13 protein-coding genes are annotated in these 15,484 nt (G+C 71.0%); 4 read left to right on the top strand and 9 right to left on the bottom strand.

The features are described 5' to 3' along the window. Positions 1 to 35: 35 nt before the first annotated feature. A complete protein-coding gene (locus J5V96_RS11435) occupies positions 36 to 893 on the bottom strand; it encodes an AIM24 family protein (RefSeq protein WP_307793603.1) in 858 nt (285 codons plus the stop codon). A 141-nt stretch (positions 894 to 1,034) separates the two neighbouring features. Here J5V96_RS11435 and J5V96_RS11430 point away from each other — a divergent pair, with 141 nt between their 5' ends. Both J5V96_RS11430 and J5V96_RS11425 read left to right on the top strand, forming a co-directional pair. Then, positions 1,035 to 1,568: a pyridoxamine 5'-phosphate oxidase family protein gene (locus J5V96_RS11430; RefSeq protein ID WP_208503868.1), complete on the top strand. Its 534-nt coding sequence runs from the start codon at positions 1,035 to 1,037 to the stop codon at positions 1,566 to 1,568. Positions 1,569 to 1,616: 48 nt separating this feature from the next. Continuing rightward, positions 1,617 to 2,336 carry a tyrosine-protein phosphatase gene (locus J5V96_RS11425; RefSeq protein ID WP_208503867.1) on the top strand — a complete coding sequence of 240 codons (720 nt, stop codon included), beginning with the start codon at positions 1,617 to 1,619 and terminating at the stop codon, positions 2,334 to 2,336. Here the strand turns inward: J5V96_RS11425 and J5V96_RS11420 are convergent, their stop codons facing one another. Genes J5V96_RS11420 through J5V96_RS11400 form a run of 5 tightly spaced genes read right to left on the bottom strand, consistent with a single transcriptional unit; the run spans position 2,337 to position 10,336 of the window. Further along, entirely contained in the window at positions 2,337 to 2,936 is a 600-nt protein-coding gene (locus tag J5V96_RS11420; RefSeq protein ID WP_208503864.1) for a GNAT family N-acetyltransferase, read from the bottom strand. Next, positions 2,933 to 5,035, bottom strand: coding sequence for a penicillin acylase family protein (locus J5V96_RS11415; protein WP_208503862.1), 2,103 nt, complete (start codon positions 5,033 to 5,035; stop codon positions 2,933 to 2,935). The genes J5V96_RS11420 and J5V96_RS11415 overlap by 4 nt, the downstream gene beginning before the upstream one ends. Then, positions 5,032 to 7,449, bottom strand: coding sequence for a GNAT family N-acetyltransferase (locus J5V96_RS11410; RefSeq protein ID WP_208503860.1), 2,418 nt, complete (start codon positions 7,447 to 7,449; stop codon positions 5,032 to 5,034). The genes J5V96_RS11415 and J5V96_RS11410 overlap by 4 nt, the downstream gene beginning before the upstream one ends. Then, positions 7,446 to 8,774, bottom strand: a complete 1,329-nt coding sequence (locus J5V96_RS11405) for a lysine N(6)-hydroxylase/L-ornithine N(5)-oxygenase family protein (RefSeq protein ID WP_208503858.1) — start codon at positions 8,772 to 8,774, stop codon at positions 7,446 to 7,448. Before J5V96_RS11405 ends, J5V96_RS11410 begins: the two co-directional genes overlap by 4 nt. Beyond that, the gene (locus J5V96_RS11400) at positions 8,771 to 10,336 is read right to left on the bottom strand and encodes a pyridoxal phosphate-dependent decarboxylase family protein (protein ID WP_208503857.1); all 1,566 of its coding nucleotides are present in this window, start codon (positions 10,334 to 10,336) and stop codon (positions 8,771 to 8,773) included. The genes J5V96_RS11405 and J5V96_RS11400 overlap by 4 nt, the downstream gene beginning before the upstream one ends. 154 nt (positions 10,337 to 10,490) lie before the next feature. On the opposite strand from J5V96_RS11400, the gene J5V96_RS11395 reads away from it, so the two are divergent. Together J5V96_RS11395 and J5V96_RS11390 are read left to right on the top strand one after the other, a co-directional pair. Further along, positions 10,491 to 10,856 (top strand): DUF2200 domain-containing protein, encoded by a 366-nt coding sequence (locus J5V96_RS11395; RefSeq protein ID WP_208503854.1) that lies wholly within the window; start codon positions 10,491 to 10,493, stop codon positions 10,854 to 10,856. Position 10,857: 1 nt separating this feature from the next. Continuing rightward, a complete protein-coding gene (locus J5V96_RS11390; protein WP_208503852.1) occupies positions 10,858 to 11,226 on the top strand; it encodes a DUF488 domain-containing protein in 369 nt (122 codons plus the stop codon). A gap of 120 nt (positions 11,227 to 11,346) precedes the next feature. On the opposite strand, the gene J5V96_RS11385 is transcribed toward J5V96_RS11390, so the two are convergent. From J5V96_RS11385 to J5V96_RS11375, 3 genes are all read right to left on the bottom strand, one after another. After that, complete coding sequence (locus J5V96_RS11385; protein WP_208503850.1) at positions 11,347 to 12,819, bottom strand: MATE family efflux transporter; 1,473 nt, start codon at positions 12,817 to 12,819, stop codon at positions 11,347 to 11,349. Positions 12,820 to 13,047: 228 nt separating this feature from the next. Next, positions 13,048 to 14,415, bottom strand: a complete 1,368-nt coding sequence (locus J5V96_RS11380) for an MFS transporter (protein ID WP_208504231.1) — start codon at positions 14,413 to 14,415, stop codon at positions 13,048 to 13,050. A 67-nt stretch (positions 14,416 to 14,482) separates the two neighbouring features. Then, complete coding sequence (locus J5V96_RS11375) at positions 14,483 to 15,424, bottom strand: diacylglycerol/lipid kinase family protein (protein WP_208503848.1); 942 nt, start codon at positions 15,422 to 15,424, stop codon at positions 14,483 to 14,485. Positions 15,425 to 15,484: the final 60 nt, after the last annotated feature.

Below are 15,484 nucleotides of genomic sequence, written 5' to 3'. Positions count from 1 at the left end.
CGGATGGGGCCCGCTCCCGCGGAGGCCGGAGGTCTCTAGGACGCGGTGGAGACCGGGACCCCTTCCGAGGGCTGCACGATGACGAATCCGTGACCGGCGAAGGCCACCTGCACGGCCTCGCCCGATCCACGGCCGATGAGCGCACCGGCCTTGAACGACGTCTTCAGCTGCGTCTGCAGAGCGGCCGACCAGGCGACCACGGCGTTGGTGTCGGCATAGGTCGGCGCCTCCGCCGCATTCAGCACCACGGGAGGGCCCGCTGTCGTGACGACGACCCAGCCGGAGCCGCGCAGTGTGGTGTTGAACAGCCCTCCGGTGACGATGCCGGCCCCCTGGACCCGCTCGATGTTCCACTGGAGCGTCTCGGAGAACGCGAGAACATTGCGTCCGTTGATCGAGATCCCCGATTCCTCGAGGCGGAGGATGTGCACCTCGGACTCCTCGTGGGCGAGGAACACGTCGCCTCGACCGGAGACCCGCATCAGCGCCAGTCCTTCGCCGGTCACGGCCGACTTCAGGAACCGGCCGACGCCCCCTCCCTGGTAGGCGAAGTCGACGTCGCCCTGATACGCCACCATCGATCCCTGACGCGCGAGGAACGGCTCGCCGAGCCCGACCCGCAGCATCTTGTGGTTCTGCCGGGTGGGGCCGAGACCATTCACCTCCGCGTGCGAGCCGTCGATGAGCTCGCCGCTGATGCCGGCGTCCCCGCGGTCAGCCTGCTGCGGCGGCGCGGCCTGCTGCGGCGGACCGCCCTGGGCGGGCGGCTCGGCGGCGGTCAGGGGCGTCTTCGACACCTGTCCTCCGGTCGAGACATGCTCGGTCCAGGTCGCGCCATCCCACCAGCGCAACTCGGCGCGTCCCGTCGGGTCCGGAAACCAGCCAGCGTCCACAGGGCATCCTCTCGTCTCTCGAACGCTATCGGGTGCGAGCATCCGCACGCACGAGGCAGTGCGCAGTCGCACGCGGAGGAGGACCGCCCCGGCGTCGCCCACCCCCTTCCCTCCGCCGCTCTCGTGCCCTTGACTGGCCGTATGAGCGCGCCTGAATCCGGATCCGCGGATGAGCTCCGCGTCGAGTCGCTGTCGACAGCCGAGTGCTGGCGCCTGATCGAACGCGAGGACTTCGGACGCCTCGCGGTCGTGCGGGGCGACGGGACGCCGGATGTGTTCCCCCTCAACTACGTGCCCTACCGAGGCAATGTCTACGTGCGCACCGCGCCGGGCAGCAAGCTGCGCAGCATCATCGCGCACCCCGAGGTCGCCCTCGAGCTCGACGGCGAAGACGGCGACCTGGCGTGGAGCGTGGTGCTGCATGGCAAGGCCTCGCGGGTGGTCGCCGATGCCGCGATCCTCGCCGCCGGCGCGGACCATCTGGTGAGCGAGCAGCCCGAGGAGAAGCCCTACGTCGTGAAGATCGCCACGGTCGAGGTGACCGGACGACGCTTCCGGAGAAGGACCGCGCCCCCGCAGACCGAGCAGCCCCCGCGCCTCACCACCGGCCCCCTGCACACGGCCAGACGCAAGCCGAAGCCCATCGCGGCATATCCGCCGCCGTGGGTCGACTGAGTCGGTTGCGCCGAGACCCACCGCCTCGTCGCGCGTAGGCTGGCGCGGATGCGCATCGATGTTCCCAGGACCTTCAACTTCCGCGAAGTGCTGCCGGTGCGTCCGGGCACGCTCTACCGCTCGGATGCCCTCCACAAGCTCACGGGTGCGGGACGCGCGAAGCTGCGCCAGCTCGGCATCTCCCGGGTGATCGACCTCCGCGGCGCGTGGGACGTGCGCCTCGGCGGACGCGACCGTCTCCGCGGCACGGGAGCGGAGCTCATCCGGATCCCGATCGACGCCGGGACGCCCGCGGCTCACGTCTCGACGATGCAGCTGCGTGATGTGTACGAGACGATCCTGCGCGATCACGGCACGGAGCTGGGCGCGGCGATCCGCGCGATCGCCGAGGCCCCCGGACCGGTCGTTGTGCACTGCACCGCAGGCAAGGACCGTTCGGGCCTCGTGGTCGCACTTACCCTGCTCGGCATCGGAACCCCCCTGGATCAGGTCGTCGCCGACTACGCCATCACCGAGACCAACCTCGCGGGCGAATGGGCCGACCGAATGCTGCGCAAAGTGCGCCGGTTCCGGATCCCCCTGACTCCGACGCTCATCGAGATCGTCACCCGCAGTCCCGCGCCCGCCCTGCTGGACGCGCTCGCCTGGATCGACGCCACCCACGGAGGCGTGCGGCCCTACCTCGCCTCGATCGGGGTCACCGACGCCCACCTCGAGCGACTCGCAGAGCGCCTCACGCCGGCGCCGGATGCTCCTCCGCGCGGCTGATCAGATGAGCACGCCCCGCTCCGCGGCTCGCGTGCGCGTCAGGAAGACGAGCTGCGCGTCCTTCGGGCCATGTGCGGAGTCGAACCGCACACGCGGACCGATCTCGAACCCCACCGCCACAACGCGCGCGACCGCGGCGGCGTTTCGCGCATCGGGTTCGGCGACGAGCCGCCGCGCGGAGGATCCGGAGAGCAGGAAGGAGACCATGGCCGGGCCGAGCAGACGCCAGACGCCCCCTCCCGCCGGCCCGCGGGCGCCCAGGAAGAAGTGGAAGCCCACATCCCCCGCCTCGGCGTCGTATGCGTCCGACACCGGGTCGTCCTGCGCCTCGTACGCCTGCAGCAGCACGATCGGCTCGCCGTCCCACCGCACGAGATAGGCGTGGTGTGTGGGCAGCGACTCGACGAAGGCGTAGGTGTCGCGCACCTCGTCGCGTGTCATCTCCCCCATCCCCCAGAACGACGCGCGTGGCTGCGTCACCCACGAGTGCAGGAGGTCGGCATCGCCCTCGGGGTCGAGGGCGTGCACCGTGACGACGGCGCCGTCGCGCTCGATGCGATGCAGCTCTGAGCCACGGGGCCCTGTGCGCAGAAGGGTCATGCGGTGCGCTCCTCGGGGGTCGCAGGGGTGTCGGGCGTCTCACGATGCAGGCGAGTCCAGTCGGTGACGACCGGCGAGGTGCCGGCGCGCGCCCAGGTGGTGAGCTGGTCGTCGAAGTGGGGGGATGCAGGGTCTCCGGATGCGCCGAAGGGCACACCCCAGCGGCTCGCGTCGCGATCGGCCAGATCCCACACCCAGCGGGCGACGCTGCCCCGCCAGGACAGGTCGCTCACGCCGGGCACGCTCGCGGTGCACCAGGGGGTGTCGGCGTCGCCCGACAGCGCCACGGCGGGCACGGAGGGAAGGGCCGCCGGATCCAGTCCCGGCACGTCGGCGAGCACGGCCAGCGGATGCACGCGGTGCGTCGCGCCCCAGGTCGGCTCCGCCACCGCGTCGGCGAGGGCCGCAGCGGCCGCTTGTCGTCGGCCGGCCTCGTCGTACAGCACATCGAGCAGCCGCGGCAGCGCTTCGGCGACTCGGGCGCGCAGCGAGAACCACGGATCGAAGATCTCGCCATACGGGTGGGGATCGGCCAGCGGCGCGAGTGTCGGATGCGTCGCGACGCGCGCGACCAGTGCGTGCCGGAACGCGGCGAACAGCGCGGCGCCGCCGGAGGCGGCATCCATCCGCGCCCCCTCCGCGGCCCAGGCACGCAGTCGATCGGCACGCGGTTCCCCCGCCGGCAGCAGCAGCACCAGCGGTGCCGCTCCGAGGTGCACCGTGTCGGCGTGCAGACGGTGCTGCGCGGCCGGGGTCTCGCCCCCCGCGGGCGGCTCGGCGAGCAGGGTGCGCAGGCGATCGGCGCGGTGGTGCGCATAGCGCCAGCCGAGGTCGTGGTCCGGATCGGACGGACGCTCGTTGGCATCGGCATGCACATCCCGCACGGGCGCCGTGGCGGGCAGAAGGGCCCACGGCCGCTCGCGCGCCGCGTCGCTCCATGCCGGCACGGGCAGCACACGCTCGGCCCGATCGCGCTGGACGAGGCGTCCCGCCGTGAGCGAGAGAGCCTCCTCGCGGTCGGCCGCCAGCACGCGGTTGACCGGATCGACCCATCCCTCGAACGCGCGCGCCACGTCGCGGGCTGAACGCGCGCGCAGCAGAGCGCGCCACGAGGGCACACCGACATCGGCGGTCACGCGCACGGGCCAGCGCACGGACCACGCGTCGCCGGCGAGATCGCCGGCCACCACCGGGCCGCGCTCGGTCTCGACCCACATCGCCCTCTCGGGCTGCCCGCCGCGCACGGCGAGGGTCTCGACTCCGGATGCCGTGGGAGCCCAGCCGTCGGGCCCCGCGGCCTCTCCGGCGCGCAGACGCTCCGCGAAGACCTCGACGTGGTGCGCCATCGCGTTCGTGATGCCCCACGCGGCTTCGCCGGCGTGGCCGAAGTGCTGCACGCCCGGCACCCCGGGGAATGCCAGACCCACCACGTCGTATTCGGGGCACGCCAGGCGCACCTGCTGATAGACCCCGGGCAGTTCCAGGAGGCGATGCGGATCACCGGCGAGCAGCGGGGCACCCGAGGCGGATCGCGCGATCGCCCAGGCGTTCGATCCGGACGAGGGCGCCGGCTCCCCGAACCATGCGGCCGCTTCCGGCGCCACCCGGCGGGCGACGTGATCCCGCCACAGCACGCTCGGGAATCCGCTGAACAGCACGTGGGCCACGAGGAACACGCCGACCGGCCCCCACGCGGGCCAGGGAGTGCGTTGTGGCCCCGCGCCGAAGTGCGCGTCGAGTGCGCGCTCTTCGGCCGTGCGCATGTCCGCGAGCCCGGCGTCGACACCGGCGGTGTAGGCGGCGAGCCACGTGCGCTCGGTGGCGGGCAGCGCCTCGTGCACACGCCGCGCGGTGTCGGCGAGGCGCACGCGCACCGCGAAGCGGTCCCACGCCAGACCCGCAGCGCCGATCCGCTCGGCGAGGCGCCCTTCAGCGCGCCAGCGGTCGACCTCGATCTGCCATGCGCGGTCGCGGGCGGTCACCCATCCCTGCCCGTAGGCGAGTGACAGCTCGTCGGCCGCACGCACGTGCGGCACGCCGAGCTCGTCGCGCCAGACCTCGAAGGGCGGTGCCCCGGAGGGCCGAGATTCTGCGCTCACTCGACGAGCGCCCTCACCCGTGCGACCGGGTTCGCCATCTCACCGGCATAGATGAGGGATCCGGACTGATCGGTCAGATCCACCATCTGCAGAGTATTGCGCAGCTGCAGCCGGTTCAGGCAGGAGTGCGCGAAGGTCGCCGAGCGCAGGTCGACCCCGGTCTCCAGGTCGGGATGGTCAGCGGCGTGGCGGTCGATCGTCTCGGCCGCCAGCGCCCAGAACTCGCGCTCGTCGAGCACGCCGTCCGCCGCGAGAATGCCGGCGATGTGGCGCAGGACCCCATCGAACACATCGGTGAAGATCGCCAGCGCCCGCTCGTCGTCTGGGAGCACCGCGCGCACGCGCTCGATGTCGGCGGGCAGCTGCCGTGTGCCCACCACGGCGATCTCCTCACCGATGTCCTTGACGAAGGCGCGGCTGACGGCGCCGTCCTTCAGCACAAGGATGAGGTTCTCGCCGTGCGGCATAAACGCCAGCTCGTGGGCAAGCAGACAGTGCACGAGCGGATACAGGTAGGCATCCAGGTAGCGGCGCACCCACTCGGCGGCATCGAGCCCCGAGGCGCGCACCAGCTCGGTCACCAGCGCCGTTCCGGCGGCGTCTCGGTGCAGCAGCCCCGCCATCGTCACCGCCCGCTCACCCTCACGCAGCCGCGGCAGCGGCGACTCGCGCCACAGCCCGGCGAGCATCTTGCGGTACGGATTCGGGGTCGACGTGCGGTGGTACGCGTCACCCGTGTAGCCGATCGCGGCGAGCTCGCGGAGCACCTGGAACCCGTGCGCTCGCAGCGTGGGGTCGCCGTGCACGGTGTCGGCCACCCAGTCGTTGATCGCCGGGGTCGCCCGCATATACGCCGGCGAGAGCCCGCGCAGGAAGCCCATGTTCTGGATCGCCAGAGCCACCTTCACGTAGTGGCGACCCGGTCGCGTGCGATTGAGGAAGGTGCGGATCGACTGCTGCGGCTGGTACTCGTCGCCGCCGGTGCCGACGGGCACGAGATCGCCGCGGGCGATGTCGGCCGCGAACGTGATCGCGACGCGATGCTCCCACTGCCACGGATGCACCGGGAGGTACAGATAGTCGGCGGGGTCGAGGCCGCGCGCCCGCAGGCGGCTGGCGAACGCTGCGCGATCGGCCCCGGTCAGCTCGGAGCCGTACAGTCCGTCCTCGGTCTGGTCGCCCCCGAGGGCCAGGTGTGTGTGCTCCCGGCGCGCCGCGAGCCATACCAGCCGCATCCGGGCGCCGCGTTCGGGCGCGTAGCGCTCGTAGTCGCTCAGGGAGAACCCGATCCTGCCGTTGTTGGCGAGGAATCCTGGATGTCCCTCCGACATCGCTGCCTCCGCGGCCTGGAACGCCTCGGCAGGATCGCCCTCGATGAGCAGCGTCGCAAGCGACGGAGCGTCCGGCGTGATCCGCGCTGCCTCGCGCTCGAGCTTCGCGCAGGCGGAGGCGAAGGTCGACGACAGCTCCTCGAGGTACACCGGAAGGAGGTTCTCGGGGATGGCGAGCACCGACTGCAGATCGGTGATGATCTCGAGAGCGTCCACCCGCGCGACGTCGCCCGCGACCGTGCGCGTGATCGACGCCTCATCGACGATCCAGTGCTCAAGCAGGTGCCGGCGCGCCCAGAAGCGGTACGTCGCCTCCCCCGCGACGAGGGTGTACTCCAGCGCGTCGTCGTGCGTGGCCGCGGCTTCTGCGTTCGTGCCATCCGCACGCGCCGGAAGGAACAGCCGTTCATGCGCGAGTTCGGCGATCGCCTTGGCGACGAGATGCCGATGAGCGCGGTCGGCGAGGTCGGGTCGCAGGTGCGACGCCAGCGGCGCGGCATCCGTTCCCACGGAGCCGAGAGGCGATGCGGCGAAATCGGCGCGGTCGCACAGCGACAGCACCGCGCGCTTGCCCGGCAGCGCGATGTCACGCAGCACGCGGAACCCCGCGGCGGCGTTCTTCGCGGCGATCGCCGCGTTGCGCGCATCCGGCTCGACGACCACGCGCAGCGCTCCCCGAGCACCGGGAGCGTCGGTCAGACAGAAGCGCATGACCGCGCCGAAGGCCGCGTCCGTGAGGCCGTGAAGCACCTCCGCGCCCGGTGCGCGGGGCGCGACCAGCACGTGCATCCCCAGGTCGCCCGGCATCGCATCGAAGGAGCCGGGCAGCAGCACGTGGCGCGGGTCGTAGGTCTCGGCAAGCAGCACCGGCTCGCCGGCAAGACGTCCGAGCCACGCATCCTGGTGCGGATCAGCGGCGACGCCCGTGAGGTAGTCGTGGACCTCGGCGACGCTCAGGTCGCTCATCTGCCAGAAGGCCGATGCCGGATCCGCGAGCCACCGCTGCAGCAGCGCGGCGTCCCGTTCCGGGTCGACCGGCTCGATCGTGAGCTCGCCCAGAGGCGTGTCGGTGACGAAGGTCATCGGATGGCCTCCAGCTCGCGCTCGGTTGCCGCCAGTCCCGTCTGGGCCGGCAGCCCGAAGGTCTGGAACGTCGTCGACCGCTCGATGACGTACGGCTCGCGCCCGGTCACATTGGCCAGGATCGTCGCGTTTCGCCACGGACCGAAGCCCAGGTCGGGAGCCGTGACGCCGTGCGTGTGCTCCTCAGCATTGAGCACGTGCAGGGTGCGTGCGTCGTCGACCGTGTAGTCGACGGTCACCTCATAGCGCCCCGCCGCGTCGAGGTTCACGCGGTCGCGCACGGGCTCGAGGAAGGCGGGGATGGCGGCCCCGTACCCCGTGGCGGCCACGACCGTGCGTGTGCGGTGCTCGGCCACCTCGCCGGTCTGCCCGTGCTGCAGGGTGAGCACAAGCTGGTCACCATCGACGCGGCCGTCGATGACCTCGACGTCGGTGAGCAATGTGGTCGGCAGCATTCTGCCCAGCGCCGACTTGCGATACAGCGTGTCGTAGATGTCGTCGACGAGGTCACCGCTGATCCCCTTGTAGAGGTTCCGCTGCTCGCGGCCGAGCCGGTCGCGCAGGCTCTCCGGCAGCGCGTGATAGTGCGCGATGTAGTCGGGCGATGTCATCTCGAGCGTGAGCTTGGTGTACTCCATCGGGAAGAAGCGGGGCGAGCGCGTCACCCAGTCCAGGCGGTACTCGCCCTCGTGGATCGTCTCGAGCAGGTCGCGGTACACCTCGGCCGCCGACTGTCCGCTGCCGACCACCGTCACCGCACCGGAGGCGGTCAGCACCTCCCGGTGAGACAGGAAGCTCGCCGAGTGCAGCACCCGGCCGGGGGCCGCCGCGGCCAGTTCTGCGAGCGGCGCGGGCATCCGCGGGGACGTGCCGGTGCCGAGCACCAGGTGGCGTCCGCGATAGACCTCTTCGCCATGACTCGTCTGCGCGGTGACGACCCACGCCTCACCGTCGTGCTCGACCGTCGTCACCCGCCGGCCCCACCGCAGCGTGCGGAGCCGATCCGCCACCCAGCGGCAGTACTGGTCGTACTCGGAACGCAGCGGATAGAACGACTCGCGCACGTAGAACGGGTAGAGCCGTCCCTGGTCCTTCAGGAAGGCCAGGAACGAGTACGGCGAGGTCGGATCCGCCATCGTCACGAGGTCGGCGAGGAAGGGGACCTGGATGGTCGCGCCCTCGAGCATCATGCCGGGGTGCCAGCAGAACCCATCCGCCTGGTCGAGGAACACCGCGTCCACATCGGACACCGGGTCGGCGAGGGCGGCGAGCCCGAGGCCCATCGGGCCGATGCCGACGCCGACCAGATCGTACGTGCGGGTCATCGTGCACCCTCCGTCTCGGTCACGCGCTGCAGACGCGGATGGGCGGCGGTGCGGCAGGGCGGAGCGTCGTCATCGAGCAGCTGCTCGCCGGCGCGCAGCCCCTGCGCCGCCGTGCGCACCAGCTCCATCACCGCCATCACCTGATCGAGCGAGACGTCCGGGTTCAGCAGCGTGAGCTTGAGCGCCGGCCGGCCATCGATGACGGTCTTCGCCACCAGCGCGCGCCCCGAGTCGAACAGGACGCGCCGCACCTGCGCCACCAGGGCGTCCGCGTGCTGCTCATCGATCCCCGCCGGCTCATACCGGAAGAGCACGGTGGAGATGTCGGTGGGGGCGACCAGCACGAAGTCGGCGTCGCGCTCGATCTCCGCGTGCACCTGTTCCGCCAGGTCGCAGACCGCGTCCACCATGGCGCCGATGCCGTCGGCGCCGAGTGCCCGCAGGGTGGTCCAGAGCTTGAGGGCGTCGAAGCGGCGCGTGGTCTGCAGCGACTTGTCGACTTGGTTCGGCTCGAGGTTCTCGAGCGGGTTGAGGTAGTCGGCGTGCCACGCGACCGGAAGCAGGTCGGCGCGCTCGCGGACGATCAGCGCGCTCGACGAGACGGGCTGGAAGAACGTCTTGTGGTAGTCGATCGTGACCGAGCGCGCCCGCTCGATGCCGGCCAGCAGGTGGCGGCGGCGCGGCGCGACGAGCAATCCGCCCCCATAGGCCGCATCGACGTGCAGCCAGGCGCCGGCCGCCTCGCACAGCTCTGCGATCGGCTCGAGCGGGTCGATCCGTCCGCGATCCGTTGTGCCCGCCGTGGCGACGACCGCCATCACGGTGTCACCGGCGGAGGCGAGCTCCGCGAGCGCGCGGGCGAGGGCGTCGGGTCGCATCCGCCCCGTGGCGTCGACGGCGACCTCGACGACCGCATCGTCTGCGAGCCCCAGCAGCAGGGCGGACTTGGCGACGCTGAAGTGGCTGGCGCCGGTGGCGAGGATGCGCAGACGGTCGAGCGCGGCGCCCGCCGCGCGGGCCTTCTGCCGCGCGAGGAACATCGCCTGGAAGTTCGACTGCGTTCCCCCCGACGTGAAGACGCCGTCGGCCGCCTCCGGCGATCCGGTCGGGAAGCCGATGCGCGATGCCGTCCACTCGATGAGGCGCTGCTCCATCAGTGTCGCGACCGCCGACTGGTCATACGTGTCGACCGACGTGTTGATGGCGGCGAGCATGGCTTCCGCGGCGACAGCGGGGATGGCGACCGGGCAGTTCAGATGGGCGGTGTACCCCGGATCGTGGAACCATACGGCGTGGCCGGCGTAGAGGTCTGCGACCTCGCGGAGAGCATCGTCGGTGCCGAGGCCCCGTGCGTCGAGGTCGACGGCGTCGACGAGGCTCTGCAGCTCGACGCGACTGGCACCGGAGAACGGCTGCGTCACGGTCGCGAAGCGCTGGGCCAGGTCGTCGACGACGGCATGGAGGGTGCGCGCATACGCGGGCGCAGAGGCGGCGCGCAGCAGCGCGTCGGTGTCGTGTCGTTCGGTGCTGCCGCCGGTGGTCGCGGGCAGAGCAGAAGCCATTTTTCCTCCGATGCGGGGAGAGGGGGAGATGAGCCTGTGGTTAGGTGAACCTAAGTTAGGGCGGCCTAAGTCACCGTAGCGAAGAACTCGCCAGCTTCAAACCCGGCTCGCGGGGACCTCTCCCCCGGGGCGTCACACGGCGTAAAGTGACGACATGGCCACGCGCGAGCAGAACCAGGAGCGGGTCTTCGCCATGGCCGTATCGGCCGTCTACCCGCTTTATGTCACGAAGATCGAGAAGAAGGGCCGCAGCGTCGATGAGCTCGATGAGGTCATCCGCTGGCTCACCGGGTTCGATGACTCCGCTCTGAAGGCCCACCTGGACGCCGGCACCTCGTTCCGCGATTTCTTCGCCACCGCGCACCTCAACCCGGCCGCCTCGCAGATCACGGGGGTCATCTGCGGCATGCGCGTCGAGGAGATCGACGACCCGCTGATGCAGCGCATCCGGTACCTCGACAAGCTCGTCGACGAGCTCGCAAAGGGCAGGCCGATGGCCAAGGTGCTCCGGAGCGCCTGAGATGCCCGACCCCGCCGAGCCCTGCCTGAAGCGCGTCTACGACGATCCGGATCCGTCGGACGGGCGCCGAATCCTTGTCGACCGGCTCTGGCCGCGCGGCCTCACGAAGGATCGGGCGGCCGTTGATCTGTGGTTGAAGGACGTGGCACCCTCGGCCGACCTGCGCAGTCGCTGGCACCGCGATCCCGAGCACTTCGATGACTTCGCCGCGCTCTATGTCGATGAGCTCGCGCAGAATCCCGCCGTCGACACGTTGCGCGCCGAACTCGCCGCGCACCCCGCGTCAACGCTGCTGTACGGCGCGAAGGACCCCGCCGCGAACCACGCCGTGGTGCTGCGCGACTACCTCATGGGCGTTCGCACGGCATGAGCGGAGGCGACCCGGTCTGCTGGCTCGGGCGCGTCTGCCCGGAATGCGGCGCCCTCGTCGAGTTCGGCACGGTCTGCCCGCGCTGCGACTCACCCCTACCCGACGAGCACGACGGCCCGATCACTTCCGACGAAGGCTGAGCCGGCGCTTCGGGGAGACGACCGGGATCGGCGCGGTGACGACGGCGTCGACCACCATGGATCCGTCCGTCGGACCCACGACGGCGATCGCGGAGGTCTCCGTCGGGATCTCCGGCGCGACCGTCATCTGGGCGAGCTCGCGATGCGCGCGCAGGTATGCGGGCACCAGCAGCAGGACCGCTCCGATCCACGCGAGGGGGTTGGCCAGAGCGACGCCCGGGAAGCCGAGCAGCGCACCGAGGACGATCGCCGCCGCGACGCGCGCGACGAGCTCTATGACGCCGGTCATGGTCGGGATCAGCGCATGGCCGAGGCCCTGCAGCACGCCGCGCAGCACGAAGAGCGTGCCCAGGATCCAGTACGCGACACCGTTGATGATGAGCATCAGGTGCGCCTGCGCGACGACCTCGTCCGAGCCGTCGCCGATGAACATCCGCACGGCCGGCTCGCCGAACGCGATCAGCAGCGCGCCGAGCACAACCGCCGCGATCACCGCCATCCAGAGCGACTCGACGACGCCGCGGCGAATCCGGTCGGGACGCCGCGCGCCGAGGTTCTGGGCGGCATAGACGGAGGCCGCCAATCCGAGGGAGTTGAGGAACGTCAGGGCGAGGCTGTCGACGCGCGCGGCCGTGGTGTACGACGCGACGGCGTCCGATCCGAGTTGGTTCAGCGCCACCTGCACGGTGATCGTGCCGATCGCGATGATCGAGGCCTGGAATCCCATGGGCAGGCCCAGGCGCAGGTGCTCCGCGAGGTCCTCGCGGCGCACGCGCCAATGGGCGCGCTTCACGTGCAGCACCGGCACCTTGCGCCACACGTACAGCAGGCACAGCACCACCGACACACCCTGCGACACCACGGTCGCGAGCGCGGCGCCCGCGACGCCCATGCCGAGGGGGCCGACCATCAGGATCACAAGCCCCACGTTCAGGGCGCACGCGATCGCGAGGAAGACGAGCGGCGTGCGCGAGTCGCCGATGGCGCGGATGATCGCCGACAGCTGGTTGAAGAACATCGTCGCCGCGCCGCCCAGGAACGACACCTGCGTGAAGATCGTCGCCTCGCGCAGCAGCTCGGGAGGAGTCTGCAGCAGCTCGAGCAGCGGGCCGGCGAACACCGCGCCCGCGACCGTGACGATGACGCTCGTGATGCCTGTCAGGATCGTTCCGGCAGCCACCGAGCGGCTGACCGCGTCATGATCGCGCGCGCCGAACGCCTGGGCGGTGGGGATCGCGAAGCCCGAGGTCAGACCCCAGGCGAAGCCGATCAGCAGGAACAGCAGCGAGCCCGTCGCACCGACGGCCGCGAGCGAGTCCACCCCGAGCTGACGCCCGACGACGATCGAGTCGACGAACTGGTACAGCTGCTGGACGACGTTGCCGAGGAGAAGAGGAACCGAGAAGGCGAGGATGACGCGCCAGGGGCGGCCCGTCGTGAGAGTGGCAGACATTGCAGAGTTCCGTATGTGCGCGAAGCGGTCGGGGCGGCCCAGGAGCGCGCGAGACGCCTACCCCGGCGAACCGGGATGAGAACCTGGGGATCGGTGCTCTCCCCCGCGCTCTTCTCCGAGCCCGACGGGATCACCGGAGAGTCACACTACTCGCGTGCGGATGTGCGCCGACAGGGATGCGGCGATATACGGGATGGCGCTTTCACGCGTCGGCGACGGACGACGTGCTCAGCGTCCCGCCGGGGCGGCCACGCGCTGCGGGTTGCGGATGCCGAGCCAGGATGCCACGGCTCCCGCGGCGAACAGCACCGCGGTGGCCACGGCCGTGCGGTGGAACCCTTCGAGAGTGAGGTCGCCGCCGGCGATCAGCGCGATCATCGCCACCACCAGCAGCCCGGCCACACGCGACACCGCGTTGTTCACGGCCGACGCGATGCCCTCCCGCCCGTCCTGCACCGCACCCAGCACGGCGCTCGTGAGCGGACTCACCGTGAGGGTCAGGCCGACGCCGAGCAGGAGCACGCCCGGGAGCATCTGCAGCCAGTAGTCGAACGGGTCAGCGGCGGTGAACAGCAGAGCGGCGCCGGCGGCCATCACGGCGGGGCCCGCCGTCATAAACGGCCGAGGGCCGATCCGATCCGCCCAGCGGCCGACCCGGGACGAGCCGATGATCATGACCACGGTGATCGGCAGCGAGGCCGCGCCTGCGAGCGTCGCGGGGAACCCCGCCGTCTCCTGGAGGAAGACGACGACCGCGAAGCTGTTCAGCGCCAGCGCAGCGTAGACGAACACGGTCGCGAGGTTGCCCGCCCAGAAGTTGCGGATCCGGAACAGATCAAGTGGCATCACCGGCTCGGACGAGTGGCGCTGACGCAGCAGGAAGGCACCGAACAGCACCGTCCCGGCCGCGAGTGCGGCCACAACGAACGGGTCTCCCCAGCCGAGCCGCGGCCCCTCGATGAGCCCGAAGACGACGCCGCCCAGGCCGAGTGCGCACAGCACCGACGCGAGGAGGTCGACGCGGGCGCCGGGCCGCCGCACGTCCGGGGTGTCGAGCCCCATGAGCAGCAGGAGCGTGAGGGCGATCGGCACCACGTTGATGAGAAACGCCCACCGCCACGACGCGAGGTCGATGAAGAGTCCGCCGACGAGCGGCGCGACGAGCATCGCCGCGCTCGTGGCCGCGGTCCACGTGCCGATCGCGCGCCCCCGCATCGCGGAATCGAAGTGGGTGGTGATGAGCGCCAGCGAGCTCGGCACCAACAGGGCGCCGGCGATCCCCTGCAGGGCGCGCGCGGCGATGGCGAACTCGATCCCGGGGGCCAACGCGATCGCCACCGATGTCACCAGGAAGCCGATCAGGCCGACCCGGAGGATCACGACCCGCCCGTGCACGTCGCTGAGCGATCCGGCGACGAGGATGAGCGCGCCCAGCGTCACCAGGTATGCGTTCACCATCCACTGCTGTCCCGCGAGCCCGCCGCCGAGCTCGCTCCGGATCGCAGGCAGCGCCACGTTGACGATCGCGCCGTCGAGGAAGGCCACGAACGAGGCCAGGATCGCGACGGCGAGCACGCGTCGGCCGCTGGCATCCATTCGATCTGCAGTCACCTCTGCACGCTACTCCGGTGCGCCGGCGGGGCGTCGCTCTCGATTGTGCGCTCTACCGGACGCGCACGGCCGCGGGCTGCACGCTGACCTCGATGCGCGTGGTCAGTCCGAGGTCGTCGCCGTCGACCTCGACGACGCGCGGCTCGTCGAGCTCGATCGTCAACGAGGTGATCCGACGGTGCGTCGTGGAGTCCGAGCTGCGTGCCCCCTCATCGTCGGCACCCGAGCGCAGCATCCGTCTCAGCCCGTTCTCCCACACCATGGTGCGCAGCATGTCCGTCCATCCGGCCAGACCGTCCGCGTGCAGGATCAGCACGTCGAGCTCGCCGTCACTCGGGTCCGCATCGGGGAGGAGCGTGATCCCCGCCTGGAGGCTTCCGCAGTTCCCGACGATGAGGGTGTGGGCGATCTGGCGCTCCGATGCTCCACCGTCGAACGCGAGGCGCACGTCGATGACCCCGCTGGCCGCCACGGCCCGCCCCAGGGACTCGACGTAGGCGAGCCAGCCCGCCTTGTCCTTCAGCGCCTCGTCCGTCTCGGTGATCATGTGCGCGTCCATGCCGAAGCCCGCCATCACCGTGAACGCGTGCCGGTGGGTTCCCTCGGGAAGCGCGGTCTCCACCCAGCCGAGATCGATGGGGCGTCCCTCGCCCTCGAAGGCGCGGGCGAAGGCAGCCGCCGGATCGTTGAGCGGAAGACCGAGGTTGCGGGCGAGCAGGTTGCCCGTGCCGAGCGGGACGATGCCCAGCTCCACGGGCGATTCCTGCAGAGCGAGCTGCTCGGCGACCGCCCGCACGGTGCCGTCGCCTCCCGCCGCGAAGACGATGTCGACACCCGCGTCGAGCGCGGCCTGAGTCGCCCCCTGCCCGGGGTCCTCAACCGTGGTCTCGTACCACGACACGGTGATCCCCGCGTACTCGGCAAGGCCGGCCTCGAGCGTCTCCCTGCTCGTCTTGGTCGGGTTCCATACGATTCCGGCGTGCGTGTCGGTCATCCTGATCGCCCTCTCTCCCAGGTCACTGATGTGAGCGACGGTAGACGATCCGCGGCGAAG

It is taken from the genome of Microbacterium stercoris (assembly GCF_017592545.1).
Classification (GTDB): Bacteria; Actinomycetota; Actinomycetes; order Actinomycetales; family Microbacteriaceae; genus Microbacterium; species Microbacterium stercoris.
Note: the sequence above shows the minus strand (reverse complement) of the source record. Positions and strands in the feature narration are given on the sequence as shown.

Excerpts from the sequence above, each read along its gene's own strand:
- J5V96_RS11430 (WP_208503868.1), top strand. The coding sequence starts at position 1,035 with ATGAGCGCGCCTGAATCCGGATCCGCGGATGAGCTCCGCGTCGAGTCG.
- J5V96_RS11425 (WP_208503867.1), top strand. The coding sequence starts at position 1,617 with ATGCGCATCGATGTTCCCAGGACCTTCAACTTCCGCGAAGTGCTGCCG.
- J5V96_RS11420 (WP_208503864.1), bottom strand. The coding sequence starts at position 2,936 with ATGACCCTTCTGCGCACAGGGCCCCGTGGCTCAGAGCTGCATCGCATC.
- J5V96_RS11410 (WP_208503860.1), bottom strand. The coding sequence starts at position 7,449 with ATGACCTTCGTCACCGACACGCCTCTGGGCGAGCTCACGATCGAGCCG.
- J5V96_RS11405 (WP_208503858.1), bottom strand. The coding sequence starts at position 8,774 with ATGACCCGCACGTACGATCTGGTCGGCGTCGGCATCGGCCCGATGGGC.
- J5V96_RS11400 (WP_208503857.1), bottom strand. The coding sequence starts at position 10,336 with ATGGCTTCTGCTCTGCCCGCGACCACCGGCGGCAGCACCGAACGACAC.
- J5V96_RS11395 (WP_208503854.1), top strand. The coding sequence starts at position 10,491 with ATGGCCACGCGCGAGCAGAACCAGGAGCGGGTCTTCGCCATGGCCGTA.
- J5V96_RS11390 (WP_208503852.1), top strand. The coding sequence starts at position 10,858 with ATGCCCGACCCCGCCGAGCCCTGCCTGAAGCGCGTCTACGACGATCCG.
- J5V96_RS11385 (WP_208503850.1), bottom strand. The coding sequence starts at position 12,819 with ATGTCTGCCACTCTCACGACGGGCCGCCCCTGGCGCGTCATCCTCGCC.
- J5V96_RS11380 (WP_208504231.1), bottom strand. The coding sequence starts at position 14,415 with ATGGATGCCAGCGGCCGACGCGTGCTCGCCGTCGCGATCCTGGCCTCG.
- J5V96_RS11375 (WP_208503848.1), bottom strand. The coding sequence starts at position 15,424 with ATGACCGACACGCACGCCGGAATCGTATGGAACCCGACCAAGACGAGC.